28 protein-coding genes and 1 riboswitch are annotated in these 24,744 nt (G+C 34.6%); of the genes, 7 read left to right on the top strand and 21 right to left on the bottom strand.

What is annotated here, in order from left to right; translation table 11 throughout:
* Positions 1-23: 23 nt before the first annotated feature.
* The 12 genes from ACTDJC_RS03935 to ACTDJC_RS03880 form a co-directional block, all read right to left on the bottom strand.
* Entirely contained in the window at positions 24-692 is a 669-nt protein-coding gene (locus ACTDJC_RS03935; protein ID WP_098305689.1) for a potassium channel family protein, read from the bottom strand.
* A gap of 378 nt (positions 693-1,070) precedes the next feature.
* The gene (locus ACTDJC_RS03930) at positions 1,071-1,937 is read right to left on the bottom strand and encodes a cytochrome C oxidase assembly protein (RefSeq protein ID WP_098305691.1); all 867 of its coding nucleotides are present in this window, start codon (positions 1,935-1,937) and stop codon (positions 1,071-1,073) included.
* A gap of 100 nt (positions 1,938-2,037) precedes the next feature.
* Positions 2,038-2,496, bottom strand: a complete 459-nt coding sequence (locus ACTDJC_RS03925) for a TlpA disulfide reductase family protein (RefSeq protein WP_098305693.1) — start codon at positions 2,494-2,496, stop codon at positions 2,038-2,040.
* Between the two features lie 74 nt (positions 2,497-2,570).
* Complete coding sequence (locus ACTDJC_RS03920) at positions 2,571-3,119, bottom strand: peroxiredoxin (RefSeq protein WP_098305695.1); 549 nt, start codon at positions 3,117-3,119, stop codon at positions 2,571-2,573.
* A 215-nt stretch (positions 3,120-3,334) separates the two neighbouring features.
* Complete coding sequence (locus ACTDJC_RS03915; protein WP_253630277.1) at positions 3,335-4,465, bottom strand: N-acetyldiaminopimelate deacetylase; 1,131 nt, start codon at positions 4,463-4,465, stop codon at positions 3,335-3,337.
* Positions 4,466-4,522: 57 nt separating this feature from the next.
* The gene (dapD, locus tag ACTDJC_RS03910) at positions 4,523-5,245 is read right to left on the bottom strand and encodes a 2,3,4,5-tetrahydropyridine-2,6-dicarboxylate N-acetyltransferase (protein WP_440602703.1); all 723 of its coding nucleotides are present in this window, start codon (positions 5,243-5,245) and stop codon (positions 4,523-4,525) included.
* Positions 5,246-5,316: 71 nt separating this feature from the next.
* The gene (locus ACTDJC_RS03905; protein ID WP_253630279.1) at positions 5,317-6,174 is read right to left on the bottom strand and encodes a LysR family transcriptional regulator; all 858 of its coding nucleotides are present in this window, start codon (positions 6,172-6,174) and stop codon (positions 5,317-5,319) included.
* Positions 6,175-6,249: 75 nt separating this feature from the next.
* Positions 6,250-6,693 carry a cyclic-di-AMP-binding protein CbpB gene (gene cbpB / locus ACTDJC_RS03900; protein ID WP_429708971.1) on the bottom strand — a complete coding sequence of 148 codons (444 nt, stop codon included), beginning with the start codon at positions 6,691-6,693 and terminating at the stop codon, positions 6,250-6,252.
* A 216-nt stretch (positions 6,694-6,909) separates the two neighbouring features.
* Positions 6,910-7,101, bottom strand: coding sequence for an antirepressor AbbA (abbA, locus tag ACTDJC_RS03895; RefSeq protein WP_154710660.1), 192 nt, complete (start codon positions 7,099-7,101; stop codon positions 6,910-6,912).
* Positions 7,102-7,187: 86 nt separating this feature from the next.
* Positions 7,188-7,706: a ribonuclease H-like YkuK family protein gene (locus ACTDJC_RS03890; RefSeq protein ID WP_440602702.1), complete on the bottom strand. Its 519-nt coding sequence runs from the start codon at positions 7,704-7,706 to the stop codon at positions 7,188-7,190.
* Between the two features lie 74 nt (positions 7,707-7,780).
* Entirely contained in the window at positions 7,781-7,930 is a 150-nt protein-coding gene (locus tag ACTDJC_RS03885; RefSeq protein WP_253630282.1) for a hypothetical protein, read from the bottom strand.
* A 261-nt stretch (positions 7,931-8,191) separates the two neighbouring features.
* A complete protein-coding gene (locus tag ACTDJC_RS03880) occupies positions 8,192-8,428 on the bottom strand; it encodes a YkuJ family protein (RefSeq protein WP_020059327.1) in 237 nt (78 codons plus the stop codon).
* Positions 8,429-8,784: 356 nt separating this feature from the next.
* Here ACTDJC_RS03880 and ACTDJC_RS03875 point away from each other — a divergent pair, with 356 nt between their 5' ends.
* Positions 8,785-9,024 (top strand): glutaredoxin domain-containing protein, encoded by a 240-nt coding sequence (locus ACTDJC_RS03875; RefSeq protein WP_098305711.1) that lies wholly within the window; start codon positions 8,785-8,787, stop codon positions 9,022-9,024.
* A 73-nt stretch (positions 9,025-9,097) separates the two neighbouring features.
* Here ACTDJC_RS03875 and ACTDJC_RS03870 read toward each other — a convergent pair whose 3' ends face one another.
* The 3 genes from ACTDJC_RS03870 to fadH form a co-directional block, all read right to left on the bottom strand.
* Positions 9,098-9,589 (bottom strand): DUF3993 domain-containing protein, encoded by a 492-nt coding sequence (locus ACTDJC_RS03870; protein ID WP_440602701.1) that lies wholly within the window; start codon positions 9,587-9,589, stop codon positions 9,098-9,100.
* 184 nt (positions 9,590-9,773) lie between these two features.
* Positions 9,774-10,991 (bottom strand): EAL domain-containing protein, encoded by a 1,218-nt coding sequence (locus tag ACTDJC_RS03865; protein WP_440602700.1) that lies wholly within the window; start codon positions 10,989-10,991, stop codon positions 9,774-9,776.
* A gap of 223 nt (positions 10,992-11,214) precedes the next feature.
* The gene (gene fadH / locus ACTDJC_RS03860; protein ID WP_098305717.1) at positions 11,215-11,979 is read right to left on the bottom strand and encodes a 2,4-dienoyl-CoA reductase; all 765 of its coding nucleotides are present in this window, start codon (positions 11,977-11,979) and stop codon (positions 11,215-11,217) included.
* A 201-nt stretch (positions 11,980-12,180) separates the two neighbouring features.
* On the opposite strand from fadH, the gene ACTDJC_RS03855 reads away from it, so the two are divergent.
* Positions 12,181-13,047: a metallophosphoesterase gene (locus tag ACTDJC_RS03855; protein ID WP_440602699.1), complete on the top strand. Its 867-nt coding sequence runs from the start codon at positions 12,181-12,183 to the stop codon at positions 13,045-13,047.
* Positions 13,048-13,154: 107 nt separating this feature from the next.
* Positions 13,155-13,379, top strand: a complete 225-nt coding sequence (locus ACTDJC_RS03850; protein ID WP_440602698.1) for a hypothetical protein — start codon at positions 13,155-13,157, stop codon at positions 13,377-13,379.
* Positions 13,380-13,628: 249 nt separating this feature from the next.
* Here ACTDJC_RS03850 and ACTDJC_RS03845 read toward each other — a convergent pair whose 3' ends face one another.
* Positions 13,629-15,737, bottom strand: coding sequence for an RNA degradosome polyphosphate kinase (locus tag ACTDJC_RS03845; RefSeq protein WP_440602697.1), 2,109 nt, complete (start codon positions 15,735-15,737; stop codon positions 13,629-13,631).
* 110 nt (positions 15,738-15,847) lie between these two features.
* Positions 15,848-17,386 (bottom strand): Ppx/GppA phosphatase family protein, encoded by a 1,539-nt coding sequence (locus tag ACTDJC_RS03840; RefSeq protein ID WP_440602696.1) that lies wholly within the window; start codon positions 17,384-17,386, stop codon positions 15,848-15,850.
* Positions 17,387-17,821: 435 nt separating this feature from the next.
* On the opposite strand from ACTDJC_RS03840, the gene ACTDJC_RS03835 reads away from it, so the two are divergent.
* Positions 17,822-18,280 carry a YkyB family protein gene (locus ACTDJC_RS03835; protein ID WP_098305725.1) on the top strand — a complete coding sequence of 153 codons (459 nt, stop codon included), beginning with the start codon at positions 17,822-17,824 and terminating at the stop codon, positions 18,278-18,280.
* Between the two features lie 31 nt (positions 18,281-18,311).
* Here ACTDJC_RS03835 and ACTDJC_RS03830 read toward each other — a convergent pair whose 3' ends face one another.
* The 4 genes from ACTDJC_RS03830 to ACTDJC_RS03815 form a co-directional block, all read right to left on the bottom strand.
* A complete protein-coding gene (locus ACTDJC_RS03830) occupies positions 18,312-18,932 on the bottom strand; it encodes a YkyA family protein (protein ID WP_098305799.1) in 621 nt (206 codons plus the stop codon).
* 56 nt (positions 18,933-18,988) lie between these two features.
* Complete coding sequence (locus tag ACTDJC_RS03825; protein ID WP_440602695.1) at positions 18,989-19,807, bottom strand: peptidoglycan-N-acetylglucosamine deacetylase; 819 nt, start codon at positions 19,805-19,807, stop codon at positions 18,989-18,991.
* A 285-nt stretch (positions 19,808-20,092) separates the two neighbouring features.
* Complete coding sequence (locus ACTDJC_RS03820; protein ID WP_176524511.1) at positions 20,093-20,266, bottom strand: hypothetical protein; 174 nt, start codon at positions 20,264-20,266, stop codon at positions 20,093-20,095.
* 97 nt (positions 20,267-20,363) lie between these two features.
* Positions 20,364-20,885 (bottom strand): hypothetical protein, encoded by a 522-nt coding sequence (locus ACTDJC_RS03815; protein ID WP_098305729.1) that lies wholly within the window; start codon positions 20,883-20,885, stop codon positions 20,364-20,366.
* 631 nt (positions 20,886-21,516) lie between these two features.
* Between ACTDJC_RS03815 and ACTDJC_RS03810 the strand changes: the two genes are divergently transcribed.
* From ACTDJC_RS03810 to ACTDJC_RS03800, 3 genes are all read left to right on the top strand, one after another.
* A complete protein-coding gene (locus ACTDJC_RS03810; RefSeq protein WP_440602694.1) occupies positions 21,517-23,052 on the top strand; it encodes an MDR family MFS transporter in 1,536 nt (511 codons plus the stop codon).
* Between the two features lie 78 nt (positions 23,053-23,130).
* Complete coding sequence (locus tag ACTDJC_RS03805; protein WP_440602693.1) at positions 23,131-23,691, top strand: PadR family transcriptional regulator; 561 nt, start codon at positions 23,131-23,133, stop codon at positions 23,689-23,691.
* A gap of 409 nt (positions 23,692-24,100) precedes the next feature.
* Positions 24,101-24,376 (top strand): hypothetical protein, encoded by a 276-nt coding sequence (locus tag ACTDJC_RS03800; RefSeq protein ID WP_440602692.1) that lies wholly within the window; start codon positions 24,101-24,103, stop codon positions 24,374-24,376.
* 113 nt (positions 24,377-24,489) lie between these two features.
* A riboswitch (cobalamin riboswitch) is annotated at positions 24,490-24,678 on the top strand.
* Positions 24,679-24,744: the final 66 nt, after the last annotated feature.

Below are 24,744 nucleotides of genomic sequence, written 5' to 3'. Positions count from 1 at the left end.
CTATATTGGCATTGTCCTTTTTATTATTTCGCTAAAAATATTTCGAATCGATCCACATCATTATCATGACCAATGACTATCAAAATATCTCCAATTTGAATATTTTCTGTCGCACGTGGTGAAACGAGAACTTCCTTTCCACGTTTAATTGCCACAATGTTTAATCCAAACTTCGCACGAATATCTAATTCAATTAACGAATGGCCGTCAATCTTTTCATTCGCAATAATCTCAACGATGCTATGTTCATCTGAGAGTTCTAAATAGTCTAAGACACTACTTGAAGCAATATTATTCGCAATTCGTTTCCCCATATCACGCTCAGGATGAACAATATGGTCAGCGCCGATTTTAGTTAAAACTTTTTCATGGTAATCGTTTTGCGCTTTCACAGTAATATTTTTCACGCCTAATTCTTTTAAAATAAGAGTCGTTAAAATACTTGCATTAAGATTATCCCCAATCGCTACCACAACATGATCAAAATTACGGATTCCTAGACTTTTTAATACCATTTCATCTGTAGAATCGGCAATTACAGCATGGGATGCAATATTTGCAAATTCATTTACACGATCTTCATCCATATCAATTGCCATAACTTCCATTCCTAGCTGCGCTAATTCCCGGCAAATGCTGCCGCCAAATCGGCCGAGACCAATAACAGCAAACTCTTTTTCCTTCGTACTCACACAAATTCCTCCAATAATATTGAATCGTATAAAGCGAAACTTCCATCAGTGGTTTTTTCATCCCTCCAGTGATGGTTAGTTGAACGAATCAAGCTCTTATGAGCAGTTATTCTCTTATCAATTCTTTGTCTCTTCAAAAACTGGATGTAAAGGCTTTACTGCCTTTTGATTAGGATCAATTATCATTGTAGCATATTTTGTAAATTGAAACTTCCATCAGTCAGTTTTTTTCACTCCTCACTGATGATTAGTTGAACCAATCGGGCACATGCCAGCAGTTATCCTCACCTATCTTTCTCGCCTCTCTCTGAATCTTGAGGTGGGGGGCTTACTGCACGTTAATACGGGATAAACATTACAATAAATTCCTCCTCACTCTTATTTCTGTTTTTGAATATAGAAAAATTGTTGTAAATAGAACGCAAGCATACATATTAACATACCGAAGATAAATATGTTTCCAAATGAACTGAACGTCTGAAATACAAACACTAAAGTTTCTTGTCCAAAAAAAGCAAATAGTAACTGTATAAAAGCAAATAATAATGCAAATTGATAGTGCTGCTGATGAAATAAATAATGAGTAGCTCCTAAAAAACCAACAAAAGAAACAATAAATACCCACCATATTTCAAACATCTTTTGCCATCCTACTAGTTCATATCCGTTCACAATAATAGCAATTGCCCCTATGACAAACATCGTCGGAACACTCCAAAATAAAGCCCACTTTCGAAAAAGTAATACCGCTTGCCTGTCTTCTCGTTTATATGCGCAATACGTTAAAAAAGTCGCACTTATATATAAAAGCGATACAATTGTTAGAACAATAATTAACCAAAAATGAAGCTGATTATACTCATTTTCTATATTTGTAACAATTGCAGCTATCAAACCCGGAATGCCGATGCTAGTATATCCCTCAACTAGACCATTATTCCAAAATACCATATTACAAATTCGAATTCCTAATAACATAAAAATAATGGCACCAAGGATAAATAAAGTCGTTTTATTTCCAACTAAGCTCGTGGAAAAAGCAATTAACCCAACAAATAAGAATAGTACAAACGCATTCATAATTTCTGCAACAGGTGATACATACACTCTCACCCACTCATATGTGTTCGCATAGCTTTCTTTTTTTGCTAAACAATATGTATAGAAACTAACACCAAAATATATTGCAGCTACGATTACATATGTATATAAAAAGAAACATAGTATAGTACTTCCGATTTGCACGCTATCCCCTACCTTTTTTCTCTATGTAACACATTGATTTTACACATTTCTTATGTGAAATGTAAACTAAAAACCTCCCTATCACGAGGGAGGTTTTCCATTATTCAGCTGCTTTTTCAGCCTCATCAAGAACACGATTTACTCGTTTTGTTAGCATTTGCATGCCACTACCACCAGCTTGGAAATGACGCAGCACACCATTTTTATCGAACACATAATATGCTGGCACATATTGATTTTCAAAGGAATCTGTAATCGTATGCTTATTGTCTACTAAAATCGGCTGTACAATGCCGTGCTCCTCTGCCACTTCTTTCACTTTTTCAAGATCTAAATCTTCTTCTGAACGCGGCATATGCACAGCAATTACATTTAATTTATTTTTATAGTCATCGCGGAATTCGTTAATGCTCGGCATCGCTTCTTTGCATAAATGACAACTAACAGACCAGAAATGAATCAATGTTGGTTTATCGCCAATTAGTGCTTCCCTTACTACTTCTCCATTTAGTACAGCTGTTGCTCCTTCTAAGGAAGGCATTGGTTCACGTAACTTCATAACATTTCCTCCTTATATATGTAGAGAAAGGCCTAACAACGATTTGTTAGACCTTTTTTCACTCAGTCAAAAAATTAAACGTTTAAAGTTGCTTGACCTGGTTTCCAGTTTGCTGGGCAAAGTCCACCAGTTTGAAGAGCTTGAAGAACACGGATTACTTCGTCAACTTCACGTCCAATGTTATTATGATGTACAACTTGATACATTAATTCGCCTTCTGGGCTAATGATGAATAGACCGCGAAGTGCGATACCTTCTTCTTCAAGTAATACGCCATAGTCACGAGATACTACATGATTTGTATCAGCAGCTAATGGGTATTTCAATTCACCTAAACCGTTTTTCGTACGATCAGTGTTAATCCATGCTAAATGAGTATGAATTGTGTCAGTTGATACACCAATTACTTCTGCATCTAAGTCTTCAAACTCATCATAGCGCTCAGAAAGTGCGATGATTTCTGTTGGACATACGAAAGTGAAGTCCATTGGATAGAAGAAAAGCACTGTCCATTTATCTTGTTTCATAACCTCTTCAAGACTTACTTTACCAAATTCTTTGTTTGGCATAACAGCGTCCATCTCAAAGCGTGGAGCCTGTTTTGCTACCATACGTTCTGCCATATGTATCAACCTCCGTTAAATTTTTAATTATATGTTATCTACTCTTGTATTATATAAGAAGAAATAGTTTTTAGTCAATATTATTTAATAATTATTACAAAATAACTAACTAATAACTTTTTCCTCTACCTACCATTATAAAGTATTGTGCTAGAATTACAAAAAAAATGCACGATAGACCATAAAATTTTTCTTATGTAAAAAGGGAACAAGCCTCAAGCTCTGTTCCCTTTCCATTTTACGTATGTTGTTAAAAAAGTAATCGCTTTTTCAATTACCGATTCATTCGGCTGTAATTTTGCATGATGTAGACCATATTCAGATTCTACACCGAGCCAAAACATAAAACCTGGAATATCGCGAAGCATGTACCCAAAATCTTCTCCTGTCATTGCTTCTGTGCAGGTGATAACATTCATATCTGTATGTTCGGCCGTAAATTTCATAAATTCCTGTGTTAACGTTTCATGATTATATACTTGGTGATACATCGCTCCATAATCAATATGAGCTGTACATTGAAAAGACGCTTCAATTCCTGCAACGATTGCTTCAATACGTTCCTTTACTCGTTTCATAGATTCAACAGATAATGTACGAATCGTCCCTTCTAAACGAGCTTTTTCTGCAATAATATTTTGTACTGTTCCACCAGTAATTTTTCCAATTGTAATAACTGCGCTATCTAACGGATTTACATTTCGACTAATAACAGATTGCAGCTGTGTGACAAGGTGGCTTGCCGCAACAATCATATCGTTAGCTGTATGTGGATATGCTGCATGCCCACCCTTCCCTTTCAAATCAATGTATAACTCCGATGTATTTGCAAAAAGCAATCCCTCTTTTGTTGCAATCGACCCGACTGGATATTCAGGTGCAATATGAAGCCCAAGAATCATATCCGGTTTCCATGCTTGAAATTCTTCACTTTGTAATAACGGAAGGGCACCCCCCGGTCCTTCCTCAGCTGGTTGGAAAATAAAAACAAGATGATCGTCAATTCGCTCTGTAACAAAAGCTGTTAATAATCCAAGACCGATTGTTGTATGAATATCGTGTCCACATGCGTGCATCATACCTTCATGTAATGAAGCAAAATCATAACCTGTCTCCTCCGTAATCGGAAGCCCGTCAATATCAGCACGGTAGCCAATTGTTTTTTCAGGATTTCGACCATGCACTTTTACAATGACACCCGTTTTCCACGTTTTTACTTCTATATATTCACTTGGAAGAGTGCTTATATAATTTAAAATATATTGCTGTGTTTTCCATTCTTGAAAACCAAGCTCTGGAATTTGATGCAAATCTCTGCGCATCTGTATAAATTTATTTATCATCATTTTTTCACCACCATTGATAAAAAGCGTAAGAGCTTGCAAGCCCTTACGCTTTCTTTTTTATTTTTCTGGATTCAGTTGACGAAGCTCTTGTTTAATTTCTGTTTTCGCTTTTGTTTTCTCGTCAATTTCTTTAATAACACGTGCTGGTGTTCCAGCAACAACTGTGTATGGCGGTACATCTTCTGTTACAACTGCACCCGCCGCAACAACTGCACCTTTACCTACTGTAACGCCTTCTAAAACAACTACATTTGCACCAATTACAACATCGTCTTCAACAATAACCGGTTTTGCAGAAGGTGGCTCGATAACGCCTGCAAGTACTGCTCCAGCTCCAACGTGACAGTTTTTACCTACTGTTGCACGTCCACCAAGCACTGCATTCATATCAATCATTGAACCTTCACCAATTACGGCACCAATGTTGATTGTTGCATTCATCATAATAACTGCATTATCACCAATTTCAACATGATCGCGAATAATTGCACCTGGTTCAATACGTGCTTTAATACCTTTTAAGTCAAGCATTGGAATTGCAGAGTTACGACGATCATTTTCTACAACATAATCTTCAACACGCTTTTTATTTTCATCAAGAATTGCCTTAATGTCAGACCATTCTCCAAATAATACACCTGATTTTTTATTTACAAATGCTTGTACTGTTTCTGGGAATGTAATTTCTTTTAAATCCCCTTTTATGTATACCTTTACAGGAGTTTTCTTCTCGCTTTTTTGAATAAACGAAATAATCTCGTTTGCATCCATCATTTTCATGCTTGTTGCCTCCTAAATCCATTTATAATGTTACTCTACCAAACGAAAAGGCTCCTCGCAAGATAATAATCTTATTTTTCCTCTTGAATTTCTTCAATAATTTCTAAAAATGCCTGCACTTGTTTTAACTGTCTAGCCGATTCACTTGTTAATAGCCATGTTTCTCTCGTCAGTTGCACTGGAGTTTTATATGTTTTTTCCTTTACTTCTTTTAAAACAGTAGAGGGCAAAAGTGCATAACCAATACCGTTTAAAACAAGCTGCTTACACGTTTCAATTTGATCGACAACAATTGTACGTTTAGGCGGATTAGAAAATAAACCATACCACCAGTTCTGTATTTGTCCATAATATGTCGAATCACTTTTAAATTGAATAAATGGTCTATTAGTGTCTTTTAACATGGAAATATCCTTAATCTCCGTATCAACTAAATACAGCTCATCTTCAAATAATTGCTTTTTATATCCTTTATATTCTTGCGTCCCTCGCAAAATTGCAACGTGAACATCACCTTCGTAAAAATGATTTTGCACCTCACTACTCCAGCCTGTAAAAAGAGAAATTTTCACAAATGGATACCTTTGTACAAATATCTTTAAAACTGGCGGTAACCAGTATTGGCCAATAACAGAGGCCACAGCAATCTTTAAAGTACCATATGTTTCCGTCTGAAATGTTGCTAATTCGCTCTTAATTGCTTCTTCTCTCTGTAACATATCTTTGGCATAATTTGCTACTTTCTCGCCTTCTGGTGTAATCGTTAATCCTTTTTGCGAGCGAATAAAAAATTTCATCCCCCATTGTTTTTCCATCGATTGAAGTCTTTGACTAAGCGCTGGTTGTGACACAAATAAGCGCTCAGAAGCTTTTCGCATATTTAACTCTTGTGCTAAGATCACCATCATTTGAAAATCATCAATTTGCAATGTTTTCTCCTTCCTTCGTTACAACTGAACGATAAAAGCGACTTCTTCTTTCACTTGAAGTCGCCTTTTTCAACATTATCGATTAAACCGTCTTACCGTTTTATTTAGTAATTTTAAGATTGCACGACGCGTTAAAATTCCCTCAAAATACCCTTCCTCGTTTTCAACACATACAAACGGATGATCAATCGTCATCTCTAATGCTTTTGCAAATGAATCTTGTAACTTCAGGCGTGGAACATCACCTTTCATCACACTTTCTACTTTCATATCCTCTAATTTTTCAAACTCAATACGCTCTAGTCCTAAAATACCATCCAAAATCATTGCCGTACTTACTAATCCATGCAGTTTGTACATCGGATCTAGTACTGGAATAGCAGAATAACCAGATTTCACCAAAACAAGTAAAGCATGCTCCAAACTATTTCCAATTTGAACATGTGCTACTTTTTCAGATGAAATCATTAAGTCTTTTACAAAAACTTGCTGAAATTCTTCTTTCGGAATACTAATCATATTGTTATCCCCCACTTTAACCCATTCTAACAAGTAGCAATTGTAAACTAATTGTAAAAACTAATTCATTCAAGTAGTTCTTTATTTTCTCACTTCTATTTTTAGTTTATGACAACGGTTACATATTATTATTCGTCCTTTTGTTTCTCATACAAAATAAATAACCACAGTTCATTTTACCATAGAAACAAAAGAAAAGACTACCGTTCGGCAGCCTTAATATCCTTCGTTTTTCAGACGAGCAAATAAGTTTGTGATTTGTTTATAATGAGATATGTCTGTTTTCTTTCTCCCAGTTTCGATATCAGAAAGTTCAACGGCAAGTATTTCACTCGCATAATTTTGCCGAAACAAAACATCTAGCAATAAGTTTTGTTCCTCTTTTGTTAAATCAATTTCTCTACTCATTTTCTCCTCTCCTTATTCAACTGTCCTTATTCTTTATTATATAAAAGATTTCCCCTATTTAATAGATTGAAAATTCAATACAACAATTATTTCGTGTACCGATTTGCATAGCTAAACGCCGCATAGGCATCTGGCTTAATTTTAGGCGTTAACCCCATCGCTGTAATTTTATTTGTCATATCTAAAATAAACTCTCTCGTCAAACCGTATTTCCCGATATCCAAATGAATTTCCATAACGAATTCAGCACCTTCTTCGCGGTACGGATAAAGAAGCTCCCACAACTGTTGTATTCGCTCAGGCGTAAATAAACAGGCAATCTCTTGGCTAAACTGTGTTTCTAAGTAGATTTTTTCTCGCAAACTCGGTGGCTTTCCCCTTATTGTCTGATGATATAAACAACCCCATGCTCCCTTTCCAACACGATGCAGATGAATTGCTGTAATAAAACGAGTATTATTTTGATGCACTTGTGAATCTGTTCCAATTGACAATCGATACATATTACGCGGTGCACTTTGAATAAAGTAACAAATTCGTGAGAATACAGTTTCAAAGCTCATATGTCGCTCTGATAAATTATAAAATTGATATTTTCCGTCCATACAGTCACGTCCCTTCTCATAGACAGACTTTCGTATTCTCATTGTATGGGACAGAATAACAAAATATGTCTTACTTATCCTTTACTCGTTTCGATATTCCGGATCGAATATGTACAAAATGGACATTTGAAAATAACATTTTGATTAGATTGCGCTGTTAACACATGTGTAATTTCTGATTGTCTATGACATTTTGGACATACAACAACAGGCATTCTTTCCAATTTTCTCACCTCTTTATCCACTATTTGTGGGCAGTAAAATTCCCATCTCAAGATTATATATTCGGAAAATAACTCCCCGTAAGATTCCAGTTGCTTCAACTAACCATAAGTAAAGAATCTGAAGAAGATAGGTGGGAAATAATTGATGGGAGTTTCACTTTATAGAATATGTTATCAGTGTAGGGACAAGGAACGAATGTTATTCATCTTACATAAAAAAAGAAGGTGCCTTTTTCTTCTTAGGCACCTTCTTTTTATGTATCAAGAAAGAATATCGTAAATCTCGATTGCAACCATATCAATATTATCGAATTGATATACTTGTGGTTTTTCTCCTTGTTGATACACTTCTAGCTCGTACATATCGCTTTTATCAAAATATTTCACGCTACATTTGCGTTCACCGTTCACTTCAAAATAGCGTTGTGCTACTTCGCCGCTTTCAGCTTGTTCTTTTAGACTAACAAGACGAGTTAAAATTCCTTGGAGCAGAGACATGAAATCTCCCCTTTCTCTAATCTTCCTACGAATAGGTTTTGCAGCAGTACTCATTCTATCCGTCATAACTGAAAAAATGTCACACACCTTAGGATAATGGTTATGGGCAAGAAACTCAACTAAAATTTGTCGAAAAAACATATAAAAAGCCGAAATAAATACCTCTACGCCCTTTCTTCCGCACTTAACAGTGTAAAAAACGTTATCTTCATGTTCTTCAAAAGCAGATAAGATAAACAAAGGAGAATTGATCTAGCCTTCAATAGAAAGTGCATCCGTGTTAATGAAAACTTCACTTCATTGAAGTTTTTTACATACAAGACTATAATTGAGATGAGTTAAAGAGGAGGATTTACATGAAGAAAGTAGATGTATATACACAGCCAGATTGTCCACCATGTCAAATTATAAAAGAATTTTTAAAACATAATCATATTACATTTACAGAATATGACGTCAAAAAAGATGCTGCCGCTCGTAATCGTCTTCTATATGATTATGATTCCTATTCTACCCCTACTGTTGTCGTTGATGGAGAAGTTGTAGCAGGCTTTCAAATTGAAAAATTACAACAACTTTTAGAACTAGAACAATAAAAAGGCGACTGCATGAGTCGCCTTTTCCCACGTTACTCGCGGACAGTAAGCTCGCATCAATGGGAGTTTCACTTTATTCTTTTTCGGATTGTCTAATCTCAGATAAAAGCTGTTTATTTTCGTGATACCCCGCCAATTTCCACTTATTACCATCTTTTTGCAGTGTGATAATTTGATATTGATCATTTGTTATATCATGTTCATACACATATAACAAATCATGCTCTTGATTGTATACAATTTTTGTTTTTGATGAAAAAGTAAATGGCGCTTCTTTTGTAGGCAATAAATACTGAGCACTTCGTTTTACATCCTGGCTATTTTCATCGGTAAAAACTTGAAGAAAATTATCTGTGAAATAAGGGGATAATGTACCATACATTTTATCCATTGATAGCCGCTTACCACGAATAGAAAATTGTGCTTCATATCCTTTTCGAATCGTTTCAAATATTTCATTTTGATCAATTTTTGTTTCTTCTTTTCCAAAAACAGTTGTCACACTTTGTCCAATTACAAATGCAACAAAAAGAAATAGCACAATCCAAATCCCATACTTTCTCATTCTCGCACCCTCCTTGTAAAAAGAGCTTGTCCTTCTAGTATTTATTGTAGCAATGATTGTACAATGAAAGAGTGCCTTTCGTTCGTAAAATCTTTACAACGATAGACATCATTCTTATCATAGCTGTCACTATTACCAATTTATGATAAAAACAAACAAAAAAATGCACGAAATATTTCGTGCATTATAATAAAACATCTTCTTCATATAAAAATTCATAAGACAAATCAATAAATAAATAATGCTCATCATCAATAGGAAACGAGAATGTCCGAACCAACTCACCCGTTTCAAGATCCCCGTATAAATCAGACAATCTTCCTTTTTGTTCAAAGCGCAGCTTCATAATGTTTTCTAAAAAGTATGGGCGCCAGCTCCAATTCTTCATATAATATTCTGGCATTAACACCCATTCTCCGTCTTTTTTCATGACGTTTCCTGACTTTTGAAAGCCATCTTCGTTACAAATATAAATACGGAAGCTACAATCTGTTACTTGTTGACTAAAATTCACTAGCCATTTATTAAAATCTTCTATTTTTCTCTGTTTTGCTAATACATTTCCAACATATTCTCGAAGAGTTTCAGTCAGTTTATACACTTTTTGTAATTTTCGTTTTTCATGCTGAATAAACTGATGACACTCATTACCAAGACGTTCTTTCAAAATGTCTTTATCGATAAAATTTTCTGAAAATTTTTGCAAATGATCACCTTGATAGTATCTCCCGCCATTTTTCCAAGCGTATTGCAACTGATAGAATGCATCAATATCTTCATACAATAACGTTGCACCAATACGTCTCGCTAAGAGTGATAATGAATATAAAATATCCTGATACGATTGTAACAGTGCCGTTTGACGTAAATTTGTTAAATCCACTTTTAAAATATCCGGAGCTAGTACACTAATTCTTTCAAGGTTACTTGTTCCTGTTCCTACTTTATTAATTGCAACCTGAATGCCATATGTACGATAATACATAAGTAAATGATTAAATTGTTCAATATCTTCTTTAAAGTCATGTTCTGTTATTTCTAATACGATACGATTTAAACGTAATCCTTTCTTTTCATACGTTAATAATAAATGTAGTAAGCTTTCACTTTCATCGCTCATCAGTATATTTGCATTACGATGCAAAAATAATAAAAATGATTGATCTGTTTCTAAATACCGATCCAATGCTTTTCCTAAAATGATATTATCTACTTCAAGTTGAAACTCATCTGGAATCGAATCATCATGAAAGAATGAGGCAAGACTGTGAATTCCTTCTTCTGTTTGTATGCGTCCTACTACTTCATATCCAATTACAGTATGTTCATCTGCACTAAAAATAGCTTGATAATAAGGAAGGACTTGATCCAAATTACTCATCACGTCTAATGCATCTACCATAGTACTCCCTCCTTTTACTTTTCAAAAATTATAACACGTTATGTAAAAAAAATAATAAAAAAATCCCTTCAGTTTTCCTGAAGGGATTAGAGGGGTAAAATGCTAAGGGGAATTAGCAATTCTACTATGAAGAAAAAAGAGGTCTTAAATATACCCCATAAACAAGTTCCTTGTAAAGGCCCTCTTTCTATCTGTCACAAATTTGTCACAAAAATCCTATCCCTTAAAACGGATATTGATGTAAATGTTGGCCACCATCCATTGTGATGCAGGCTCCATTTATGTACGCAGCTTCTTCAGAGCATAAATAAAAAGCTAGACCAGCAATTTCTTCTGGTGTTCCAAGTCTTCCAAGCGGCACACTTTGTAGTGTTCGCTTTGCTGCTTCTTCAGATATCCACAGCTTATCAGCCCCACCTGTACGCTCAATTGGCCCTGGAGCAATTGCATTTACGCGAATTCCATATTTGCGTCCCCACTCAACAGCAAGCGTTCTTGTCATTGCTAATACACCTGCTTTAGCTGATGCAGAATGAATAACACCAGGACCTGCATCCCATGCGTAAGTTGCAACCATATTAATAATTGTTCCTTTTATTCCTTTTTCAATCCAATACTTCCCAATTGCTTGACTACAATAAAATGTACCATTTAACACAATATTAATAACAGCATTCCAACCATTTGGTGATAAATCTTCAGCCGGACAAAGAAAGTTTCCCGCTGCATTATTTACAAGTACATCGATGCGTCCAAATTCCTCATCGATTTTTTCAATCATTCTTTTTATATCCTCAGTATTACGCACATCCATTTGTACAGGTAATACTTGACCTTCAAATTGTTCAATTTCTTTCTTTGCCTCTTCTAATCGTTCTATTGTACGTCCTGTAATAACAACACGAGCTCCTTCTTTCGCAAAACGAGTTGCCATTCCTTTTCCCATTCCACTTGAACCACCTGTAATTACAACTACTTTTTCTTTCACAATATCCCCTCCCAAAAATGAATACATATTCATTTTATCACTTTATTCGTTAGAATTCTTTATAAATTTTAATTTTTCTGATATCTTTTAATAAAATATACTATTCGTTAACAATGAAAGGAGAGAAGATAAGTAGCGACTCATTCTAACCAATCACACCTTTCTACTACAATTACTTCCTATCATCTCGCTCATATAAACATGAATCATATAACAAGAAGAAACTTTATCAAAAAAGGTATTCACACACTATTATATACTTGTATAACGACCGGAACGGGTTACTATTATGCAAAATATATAGAACCACGCCTTCTCTCTTTTACGTATCATACGATTCATTCTCCACTCATCCCACGCGGATTTAACGGTGTTAAAATGGTTCAATTTAGTGATTTACATTTAGGATATTATTACTCGCTTCAACAACTTTCTAAAGTAGTAACAAAAATAAATGAAAAAAAACCTGACATCGTGATTTTTACTGGAGATTTAATTGATAATTATCAAACATACGCAGATACTCCACTTGTTGCATCAATTTTACAAAATATCATTGCCCCGCTTGGTAAATTTGCAATTTTCGGCAATCATGATCATGGTGGATATGGAACAGAATTCTATAGTCACATCATGACACAATCTGGTTTTGAGATATTACAAAATGTCGAAAAACGCGTTCGCCTATTAGACGGAAGTGAAATTTCTATTTTTGGTATTGACGATATCATGCTTGGAAAACCTGACATACACGGAACCTTGCAACAAGCACAAAATAATCTGTATACGATTGCTCTTGTGCATGAACCTGATGTCGCACCGCATATTGCAAATTTCCCTGTCAATTTACTACTTTCCGGACATAGTCATGGCGGTCAAGTACAACTCCCTTTCTTTGGCGCCATTATTACCCCGACATTTGCAAAGCATTATATTGAAGGTTTTTATCATATTAAGCAAAATTATGACTTGTTATTGTATGTTAATCGGGGTCTTGGAACAACCCGTGTACCATTGCGATTTTTAGCAAAACCAGAAATTACACTCTTCACATTACAATCGACATAATAAACGAACTTATTTCGCCTATTTTCCGCACCATTCTCTCTTGTACTCGCTCATCCACGTTATCTTTTCCATATGATAACAATGAGTTCAATGAAGGAGGTTTTAACATGTATCCACAATACCAGCCGATTCCGTTCCGCTCAGCACTAGTTGGTCCAGTCGGAAACTCACGATTTATACCATTTTTCGGATTCCCTTTTTTAGCTGGTCTTGCAGGAGGTTTAATCGGCGGAGCATTGGCATTTGGCCCTAGACCATATTATCCTTGCTACGGCTATGGCGGCTTTGGCGGCTTTGGCGGCTATCCTTGTCCAACACCGTATTTTTACTAATGTAAATAGAAACAACTATGGAAAAAGGCCTCATATCGAGGCCTTTTCTCTATATTATATAAATAACTGTAAAACATCAGAAAATGAGTATACCTATTTCTTATCCCGCTATGTTCAGACAGTAAAACTCCCATATCGAGATTTTAAGAAATCCAAGAAGATAGGTAAGCGTTAATTACTGATATGTGCCCAATTGGTGAGAACTCTCCATCGATAGAAAATGAAACATCCACTGATAGGAGTTTCACTTTATTCTTCCTCTGTGTGTGTATATGCCATTTGAAAGAGTTTCATTTGACTTTCAATTTCTTGCACATCATCACTTGCTACATAGTAATATTCTCCATACTCATTTTGTTCACGTGCTTTTACATTATCATCTAAAATCAATTGCAATATATCTTTAATTCGTGTTTTCATATCGAACTCTAGAATTGGAAATGAAATTTCTACACGTTTTTCCATATTGCGCGTCATCCAGTCGGCTGACGATAAAAATAACTTTTCTTCTCCATTATGGTGAAAATAATAAATGCGACTATGCTCTAAATAACGGCCTACCACACTAATGACACGAATATTTTCACTTACACCTAAAATTTTTGGACGTAAACAACAAGTTCCCCTTACAATGAGATCAACTTTCACACCAGCTTGTGATGCTTCATATAGCTTTTGAATAAGCGGCTTATCTGTTAACGAATTCATTTTCGCAATAATATAACCATTTCCATATTGTTTATGATAACGAATCTCTTCATCAATGAGTTCAATAAATTGCTGACGAATATCAAATGGGGCAACTGATAATTGATGAAAATGAGGTTTCATTGTATACCCACTTAAATAATTAAAAAAGTTTGTCGCATCAATACCAAAATCTTTACGCGATGTAATGTATCCAAAATCAGTATATAATTTCGCTGTTGCATCATTATAATTACCTGTACCTAAATGGACAAAGCGTTCAATCTTCCCATATTTTCGTCTTACAACAAGCGTAATTTTACTATGTGTTTTCAAATGGCTAACACCATAAATCACATGACAACCTGCTTTTTCTAATTCTTTTGCCCAGTGAACGTTATTTTCTTCATCAAAACGAGCCTTTAATTCCACAAGTACTGTCACTTGCTTCCCATTTTCTGCCGCTGTTTTTAAAGCTTTAATAACAGGTGAATCTCCACTTACACGGTATAATGTTTGTTTAATTGCTAACACATCAGGATCTTCTGCTGCGTCTGCTACAAAATCAATGACAGGTTGAAATGATTCAAATGGATGATGCAATAGGATATCTTGTTCTAGAGCTTTTTCAAACACATCTTCTTCATCACTTAAATCTTGAGGTGGCTGTGGAATAAGTGCTGGATAGATTAAATTGTCATATGCAGATGCTAACTTCTTATAAAGTGCAAACAAACACGTTAAATCAAGTGGGCCATCAATCATATATACATCTTCATCTTTTACTTCTAATGCTTCGTATAATAGAGATAATACTCTTTCATCTAAGTTATCCGTTCCTACCTCTAAACGAACTGCTGCGCCCCATTTTCGTTTTTTTAATTCTTTTTCAATTACTTTTAATAAATCACGTGCACCTTCTTCATGAATAGTCAAATCTGCATTACGTGTAATACGAAAACGCGTCACAGAAGATACCGTATATCCTGTAAATAATTTATGGGTAAAGTTACTAATCACATCTTCTAAAGAAATGAATTTTTGCCTATTATCTTCATTTGGTAAAAAAATAAAACGTTCTAATAATGATGGAACTTGAACGATGCCAAGCTTGGTCCGATTTTCTTCTACCGTTTGTCTTTCATCATATAAAATAGCAGCTAAATTTAAGCTTTTATTCAATAACATAGGAAACGGTCGATACGCATCAATTGCCACAGGTGTTAACACCGGAAAAATCTGCTCATCAAAATATTCTTCAATAAATTCTCGTTGTTCTTTTGTTAAATCGTGAAAAGACAACAATTCTATTCCTTCTTCCTTCAACGCAGGAAATACAATGTTTTGATAAGTATCATACTGTACTTTCATTAATTCATGTGCCTTAGTTGAAATTTTCCCCAATTGTTGTTTCGGCGTTAGTCCAGCTTTATTTTCTGGTTGATTAAATCCAGCTCTTACCTGATCTTTCAATCCTGCAACACGCACCATGAAAAACTCGTCTAAATTTGAGCTGAAGATACTGATAAACTTTAATCTCTCTAATAATGGATTACAGTCATCTTGCGCTTCTTGTAACACTCGCTCATTAAAGGCAAGCCAACTTAATTCACGATTGTTATAATAAGCAGTATCATTCAAGTTTATAAGACTACTCTTCACCGTTTCCATACCCCCATCACACTTCCCTCTAAAACTTTTTCAATATAATTTTATTATATTCATTTTAACAAATATTCATGGAAAGAAGTGTAAATTTTTTGTAAAGAAGTTCGTACAAATTAACTTTTTTCATGAAAATATAATTCAATGTTCGTTTTTAAAACTTTCTCTATCTGTTTTTTCTGTTTTTCCGCCTGTACTTTTTCAGATAATGCTGATTGCTTACAGCAAATATAAAAAGCAAGACCATCTTCGTTTTTTACAATATGAATGGATTCAACAAGATTACGATTTGTCACATTTAATGCTGCAGAAAATTGCAAAATAGACCCTAATAATCGTATTTTTCTTTGTTCGTCTTTTTCAAACCAATCTGTAAATGGTTCGATACATTGTTTAAACAACAATTTCGATTTATAAGAAGCAATTAATGCTAATTTAATTCGTTCTTTATGCATCATGCCATCTATCGTTTTATTTGCTAATAAATAAAATGTATGCTGGCTGCTTGACTCTTCATCAATATATTTTCCAATATTAAATACTTTTGCTGCTCTATGAAGCACAGTCCAATCTTCTTGCGTAAAGGAGATAATCTCTCTTTTTTCTAATTCTTTGCAAATAGTCATGGCATTTTTCATAAGTTGCATCACAACGCTCATATCCATCTCATATTCATGAGAAAGTAAGTGTAAGCTTTCTTCCACAACATTGGGATAATAAGTAATCCCAAACGAATTTGTTAATTCTTCATAAAAAACACCTTCTCGTAGTCCTTTTCTACTCAGCACAAAAGATGGTGCTTCTATAATAGTTGTTAACGTTCTAAACACTTCTGCTGCCGAAATAATGGTATCAGCTCGATCTTTAGCAAGTCCCTCTAACTTTTGCAGTTCTGTAAATGAAAGTGTTAATAAATGTTCGTGTACATGTTCAATATCTGTCCGCTTCATCTTATATAAATGTAGTCCAGAAATCGGGTAAGAAATTAAATTTTGATGAATTTTCACCATATTTCGTGCGCTACCTCCAATTGCAATTAACGGTAATTTCTTACCTTTAAGCCATGGAAGCGATTGAAACTGATACCATAAATAATTTCTTAATTCCTCAAGTTCTTCTGAAGTTGGTGTATCATGACGAATGAATTGTTGCTTTAATGACAATGCTCCAAATGGAAAACTATAATATTCCACAACCTCTCGATTTCGGAAATAAGTAACCTCAGTACTTCCACCTCCTATATCAACAGTAATTCCTTCTGTAAAAGAGGTAGAGTTCATAACCGCTATATATCCATAACGTGCTTCTTCGTACTCAGACAATACCCGAAGCTTAAAGTCAGTGTGTTCTTCAACAAGACGTTTAATTTCCATTTGATTTTTAGCTTGCCGAACTGTTGCAGTTGCTACGCACAATACTTTATGTAACTGGTGAAACCGCGTGCTTTCTTGAAACTGTAGCAAAGTATGTAACAATATATGGATTCCTTCTTCGGTTAGGATACCATCTACTAAATAGTTACGTAAGCGAGCAACTACCTTCGTATTTTCAATCTCTTTGTAAAAACCACCATTTTGTTTTTCATAAATAACTAATCTCATCGTGTTTGATCCAATATCAATAATCCCATATTGTCGTTTCAACGCTTTCGTCATCCTTTTCTCCATATCATTATATCGTTATTTGAAGTTATAAAAACCCGTCCAACATAGCGCAAGAGCACTTAAATTCATAAGTAAGAGGGTCTTCTAGATATTTTTCTCTAAATGAAGTAACGTGAAACTTCCATCAGTGAGGGGTTTTTCCTCCCCAACTGATGGTTAGTTGAACCAATCGGGCGCATGCCAGCAGTTATCCCCCACCTATCTTCCTTGTTTCTCTTTGAATCTTATGGTGAGTGGTCTTACTGCCCGCGAATAGCGGGATAAAGTATTAACTTACTTCAAAGAAAGATATAACTATTATACAAAATAGTTGTTTTTTATTACAACATTGCTTTAATATTGAAAATACGTATAATAATTTTCTACATAGAAGAATTGCTAGCTTTTGTTAGATTATGATACTGTAGACAGGAAAGGAGTGCTAAGATGAAATCTTCACAATCCCAGTCTCGTTCCTACAATCAATTTTCGGTCCATCAACTTGCTGAAGCAATTTTCAGTGTCAACCGACATGCAAAATCAGCTACAAACCCGAAATATTTATATTGGTTAAAAAAGACAGCTTTAGAACGATTAATTTCAGAAAAGCAAGCTACGAAAGAAGGTTTACACTTTTCCAAAAACCCACGTTTTAGCCAACAACAATCTGACGTTCTTGTCCGAGCAGGTAATTATTACTTCCATATTCCTCCTACGAAAGATGATTTTCGTAACCTTCCACATCTCGGTAGCCTTGATTGTGCATATCGAAATCCAAAAACATATCTATCCTTAACATCTGCTAAAAAAATGCTCCAGCAGTATATTGGGGAAGAAGCATTTCAACAAGAAAAAAAATTAAGCGAATCCATTCCTTGGTATCGTCGTACTTACACAAAAAAATAAAGAAGCTTTGGCCGTTTTGGCCAAAGCTTCTTTATTTTTTGTCTTCTTTTATTTTAATGTTTGCTTGCTTATAAAAGGACAGTTTTTCTTGATTATATTGTTTTGTATATTCATTAAATTTATTTTTTGAAGACTCGATATCTTGATAAGATTGATTTACAGCTTTTACTTTCTCACTAATCGTTTTTAACTTTTCATCTTTTGCTTGCAGCATCGTATACAATTCTTTTTCTAAATTTAATGATTTTTTATAGCTATCATACATTTGTTTAAAAGCATCATAACGGCCTGTATACGCATCTTGTACTTTCTTTGCTTGTTCTTGCAGTTTTTTATCTTCAAGTTCCTTTATATATTTATCAACATCTTTTGTTTCTTCTTGCGCTTTATCTAATGTTTCTTTCTCTTTATCTAATACTTTTTCACGATCTGCATCGTTTTTTATAGCTTGATCTAATTTCTCTTTTACCACTTGATTGTTATCTTTTCCGCCCTCTACAATCTGGCTGTACAATTCTTGTCCTTGCTTTTCTAATGTCTCCAATGTTTTCGCATCTTCAAACATTGTTTTTTCTTGTTTTGCAGCATTCTCAAATGCTACGTATAACTCTTCTTCTGGTTTAGGTCCGAAGCAACCTGCAAGTAAACTCATTGATATAACTGCTACTAGTGCTATCTTTTTATATTTCAACTTCAATTCCTCCTATTTTATATGCGATTATCATGCCAGAAATTTAACGGAAAATGATCTGCTTCATCGTATACTTCGAATTCATACCCCTTTTTACGAAGTTCATCAATGATTGTTTGTAAAGCTTGCACTGTTTGCTTTTTCTCATGCATTAAAACAACTTCTCGTTCTTTATTAACGTGTGAGACAACATTTTGGGTTACTCCATTTGGATTTCCTGGTAATTTCCAGTCTAAAGAATCTACAGTCCAATCCCATTCTTTCATGCCAGCAGACGTCATTTGATCACGTAACGCTTGAGTAAGTCCCGGCATACTTCCATATGGACAGCGAACAAGGGTTGGATGAATACCAGTCACTTCTTTCATAATATCTTGTGCTTGTTTCATTTCTTCGACAAATTTGCCTTCTTTATACAGCTTTGTATAATTATGTGTCATACTATGAACACCCGGATAATTTCCCTCTTTTACTAAGCGCTTCACACTCTCTTTATAAGCTGGAATATTTCCACCAATCATAAAGAATGTTCCTTTTATATCATTTTTCTTTAAAATATCTAAAATTTCCTTTTGAAATTCACTTGGTCCATCATCAAATGTTAAGTATACTACTTTACGCACTTGACCATTATATTTTTCAGGCGCTGCTTTTTTCATTTCTACGTTTGTCTGTTCACTTGCAAACTGAACGGAATTTTCTTGATTTGCAACTGCTTTTGCAGGAGAAGTAATTGATTGAAACAGAAAAAAACCTGCTGCTACAGCACAAATTGCTATAACAACAATAACCAACCGCTTAATTATTGTAGAGCGGTGGTTTGTAACGTCTACCATTCTATCATTCCCTTTCTATCTTTCTATCTCTCTATCTCTATTTGTTCCATTTTACACAGTACAAAGGAATCGATGCAATATTTTCCGATTATTCTCTAATTTTCTTCAAAAGGAAAAGTGTAGAGATCTTTCCTACTCTACACTTTTAATGAGAAATCATTGTGCAAAATATACTGACACATCCATCGTTAATTATATGACGATTAACCATATTTTTAAAGGGATTTGTTACAAAACACACAAGTATTGTAACAAAAATGAAAAAAATGTTTCGAAATAATAATGTTATAATTCCACTTGTTGCATATCTCTATTTTGAAATAATCGCATTTGTGCTAGTTCTAATAGCACTTCAAATAAGTCTCCCTCTAATGGATATGTTGCTCCACCAAATATAAATGTGATGTGTACAATATCATCTTGCAACACTTTTGTTAAATTTTTAGTTATTCGATTCATTAATGTTGATTGTTCGTGCCCGTTAGTGCGGGATAAAGCGATATCCAATTACTTTAAAAAAATTCTTGTTGGTAGTCTCCTACTCCATAATTCCTTTTTATCGTTTTATCAACAGGGCCTGCTTTGTTTGCAATGGTCCATACACTTGTTGGTTATGTTGAAATGTATACGTAGCACGAAGAGGTAAAGAAGGTGATATATTGTTACGCTCAGCCTTTACTTGCAATACTAAACATGCTTTTTCTTTTGGCGACAAATTATCAATGCGCCAACGAACAAGTTGAAAAAGAAATTCGTTTTCCCCACTATTAGACGTTAATGTATTTGGTATATACGATAGTTGATCTCTAATCATATGACTTACGCATATACGAGAAACAGCTTCTTTCCCTTTATTATCCACTTCAATTTGAATCGCAATTATATCTTGAAGTTCATAATAAATAGTGTCTGAAAACGAAGACTGTTGTTTCATATTACACACCGTAAGCGTTACTTCTATTTGAGGAGTGTATTGCTTATAAGCTAAATCCTTGTCATTGCCCCCTGACCATAAAGAAGGTTGTATACACAAAGAAAACTTATCTCGATTTTCCAATTCCCCCCAGTATTTCACCATACAAATTCACCCCACTCTAATATTAAATTTATAATTTTCACACTCTCTACTTTTTCTTCGCGGCCTCCGACAAAAACTTAGCCTTTTTATATCCTTTACTTTATATAGTATTCGATAAACGAAAGAAAAAATCATTCTAAAAAAGCTGCACATCATGTACAGCTTTACTGATAAAGTTTCATGTATTCTTTTATCTTATACTAATCATAAGTGGCATATGAAAAACTTTCCTACTGATAAAATTTTCACTTTATATATTGTTTCTCATTCTAGTATTTTTTAATTTGCTTTATTATTGTATAACAATACATAAACAGTTCTCTGTCCTCTCTAATTCTTACAAGTAAGTTCTATGTCCTTTCGTCACTTCCTATATTATGAATCATTTTCAATAATATGTTTTTAAAAAATATTTTACATTTCTGCATTTCTACAGTTTTTATAATAGGTAACCAATAGCATATTTTTTCACATATATATCGACTAAATAATTTATATGTATATGTTTGTGATCTTTGACTAAAAAGTACATATGTACGACAAAATAATTTTGCCGAAAAAAATTTATTTATCATTTGGTCAAATTTGACTATAATATAATTTATTGTTGATATACAAAGGAGGGTTATGCTTGGAGGAACAAATAACTCAAAAGCAAGCAAGTAACACAAAATTGGTTGTAACAGGATTGCTACTGGGAATACTACTGGCAGCAATGGATAACACAATTGTTGCTACTGCAATGCCTACTATTGTAGGTGATTTAGGCGGCTTTGATAAATTTGTATGGGTCACTTCTGCCTATATGGTAGCTACGATGGCCGGAATGCCTATCTTCGGAAAACTATCAGATATGTACGGACGTAAACGTTTTTACATAGGAGGATTACTTCTCTTTCTAACTGGTTCAATACTTTGCGGCACTGCATCTAGCATTGAACAATTAAGTGTATACCGTGCAATTCAAGGAATTGGCGGCGGTGCTCTTATGCCAATCGCATTTACAATTATGTATGATATTTTCCCAGCAGAAAAACGAGGTAAAATGACAGGACTATTTGGAGCTGTTTTTGGAACGTCAAGTGTGTTTGGACCGCTGTTAGGTGCTTATATTACTGACTATATTAACTGGCACTGGGTATTTTATATTAATATTCCATTAGGGATTATCTCGCTCTTTTTAATTACAAAATACTATAAAGAATCTTTACAATATAGTAAACAAAAAATTGATTGGGCAGGTGCTGTTACTTTAATTATTGGTATTGTTTGCCTCATGTTTGCTTTAGAACTCGGAGGTAAACAGTATGCTTGGGATTCAAGCGTAATTGTGAGCTTATTTGCTACGTTTGCTATTATGATGATTATCTTTTTCTTTATTGAACGAAAAGTGGAAGAACCTATTATTTCTTTCCATTTATTCAGAAAACGTTTATTTGCAGCAAGTCAAGGCGTTGCCTTCTTATACGGTGCAACATTTATTATTTGTACAGTGTACATTCCACTTTTCATCCAAGGTGTTCTCGGTGGATCCGCAGCGAATGCTGGATTAATTTTAACACCGATGATGGTAGGATCTGTTATTGGAAGCCAAATAGGTGGACAGTTATCAACTCGTACAAGTTACCGTAACATTATGATGATCTCTGGTATTTTCTTTATTCTTGGTATGTATTTATTAAGTACTTTAACAGTCGATACATCACGTACAATGATTACAGTCTTTATGATTTTAGCTGGATTTGGCGTCGGGTTTTCCTTCTCTGTCTTAAGTATGGCTTCTATTCATAATTTAAGTATGAGAGAACGAGGTTCTGCGACATCAACAAATTCTTTCTTCCGTTCACTTGGTATGACACTTGGTGTAACAATTTTTGGTACGATTCAAAATCATGTATTTACAGATCAACTAAAATCTGTTTTCCCGCCAGAACTAGCAAAGATGGCTCCAAAAGGCGGCGATACAAGTTTCTTATTATCTCCAAATGCGACTGAGAAAATACCGCCACAAATTTTAGATGGTATTAAACATGCACTAGCAACTTCTATCGCTGACACATTTTTATGGGCACTTATTCCTGCAGTTCTTAGCATTATATGCATCTTATTAATGGGAAAAGAGCGACTAATTGTACCAACAAACAAGAAGCAAAAGCAAGTTAGTTAACATTCTTCTCTCCTTCTCCTTGATGAGGAGGAGAATATACTTATTTTAGTATTTTGATGCTATTGGAGTTGAAACAAAATGAGCATGAAATTAGTCATTCTTGGTTTACTTCTTGAAGGAGAGAAGCATCCTTACGAAGTGCAACACATTATGAAAGAAAGACAAATGGATTGTTATATAAAATATGCAAAAGGGTCGTTATATTACGCCTTCGAGCAGCTAGAAAAACAGGAAGCTATCGCTGTTACGCATATCGTACGTGATTCAAATCGTCCTGATAAAACAATTTACCATATTACAGAAAAAGGAAAAGAACTCTTTCATACTCTTGTACTCGAGCAAATTCAAGCAAAAAATCATATATATAAACCAATCTACGCTGGTCTTTCCTTTAGTCATTTCAGTGACAATCAACGCATTGTTCCGATTCTTAAAAAGAAAATTGAAGAAACACAGACATTTATAACAACGATGCAAAGCATATATATAAATAATAAGACTAGCATTCCTCGTGCACAGCTTTATATTTTGGAAAATGTTATTGATCATGCTTCTGTTGAATTTCGTTGGCTGAAACAACTGTATAAAGACGCACTAGAAGGAAAACTTTCAGAAATCCATACAGAGTTAGATAATTAAACATCGAAACAGTCACCAAGGAGTGACTGTTTTTTGTATTCATGAAAATGGATTTTCTTAAGCGTTTTTTTCCTTTTTTCTGTTTTGTAACCTCTTCCCTTTTTCATTACAATACGAATATATAAAGTGAAATTTCCATCAGTGGGGAGGCATCATCCCCACTGATGGTTAGTTGAACCAATCGGGCGCATGCCCGCAGTTATTCCCCACCTATCTTCTTTGCTTTTCTCTCAATCTTGAGGTGGGGGTTTTACTGCCCGTTAATGCGGGATAAAGTGAAACTTCCATAAGCAGGGAGCTTTTCCTCTTTCACTTATGGAAAGCTCTTACCTTACTTCTTTGACTTCTCAAATTCTTGAGGTGGGAGTCTTCCTTCCTACAACTAGCAGAATAAAGGAGGTGACACCTTATGAAGGGTAATTTAATTAAACAATACGGATTTTCTGTATACTACCATTCTTATTTACAAAAACAAATCTTATATATACTAATTCTTCGCAGTGAAATTGCATTTCAATCCCATACATTACAGCCAAATGAACAACTAGAACTACTCTCCTATGACCGCTTACTCTTTCATCATGCTCACGATATATATAAACGTATACAGTCTTATTACTATAATCTCTCCCATACATACCCATCATCACATTGGTGGTGGCATTTAGAAAAATTTTCATGTTAATGTAATTGAATGAACCTTTTGAAAAATTTAAAATATTAATATTTTAAAATAGTAGACAAAATTAAAAATATTGTGTTAGAATTTGTTTCAATATCATAAACGCTAGTTACATTCCTTTCCAAAAGGAGATAGGTACACGAAAAGATTTATTTCGTGTTTAAAAGGGAAGTTTGGTGAAAATCCAACGCGGTCCCGCCACTGTAAGTGCAAAGATTTCTTTCGATATACCACTGTGAAAACGGGAAGGTGATAGAAATCGCTGATGCATGAGCCAGGAGACCTGCCTATTTTAACGGCACTGATAGACTCACGGATGATGAGGAAGTGTTTTTAACGAAAGAGGAGCATTTTCTGCTTCTATGTCTACT

The organism is Bacillus sp. GB_SG_008, from assembly GCF_052038115.1.
In the GTDB taxonomy this organism is placed as follows: domain Bacteria; phylum Bacillota; class Bacilli; order Bacillales; family Bacillaceae_G; genus Bacillus_A; species Bacillus_A rhizoplanae.
This window is presented reverse-complemented; position numbering and strand designations above follow the sequence as displayed.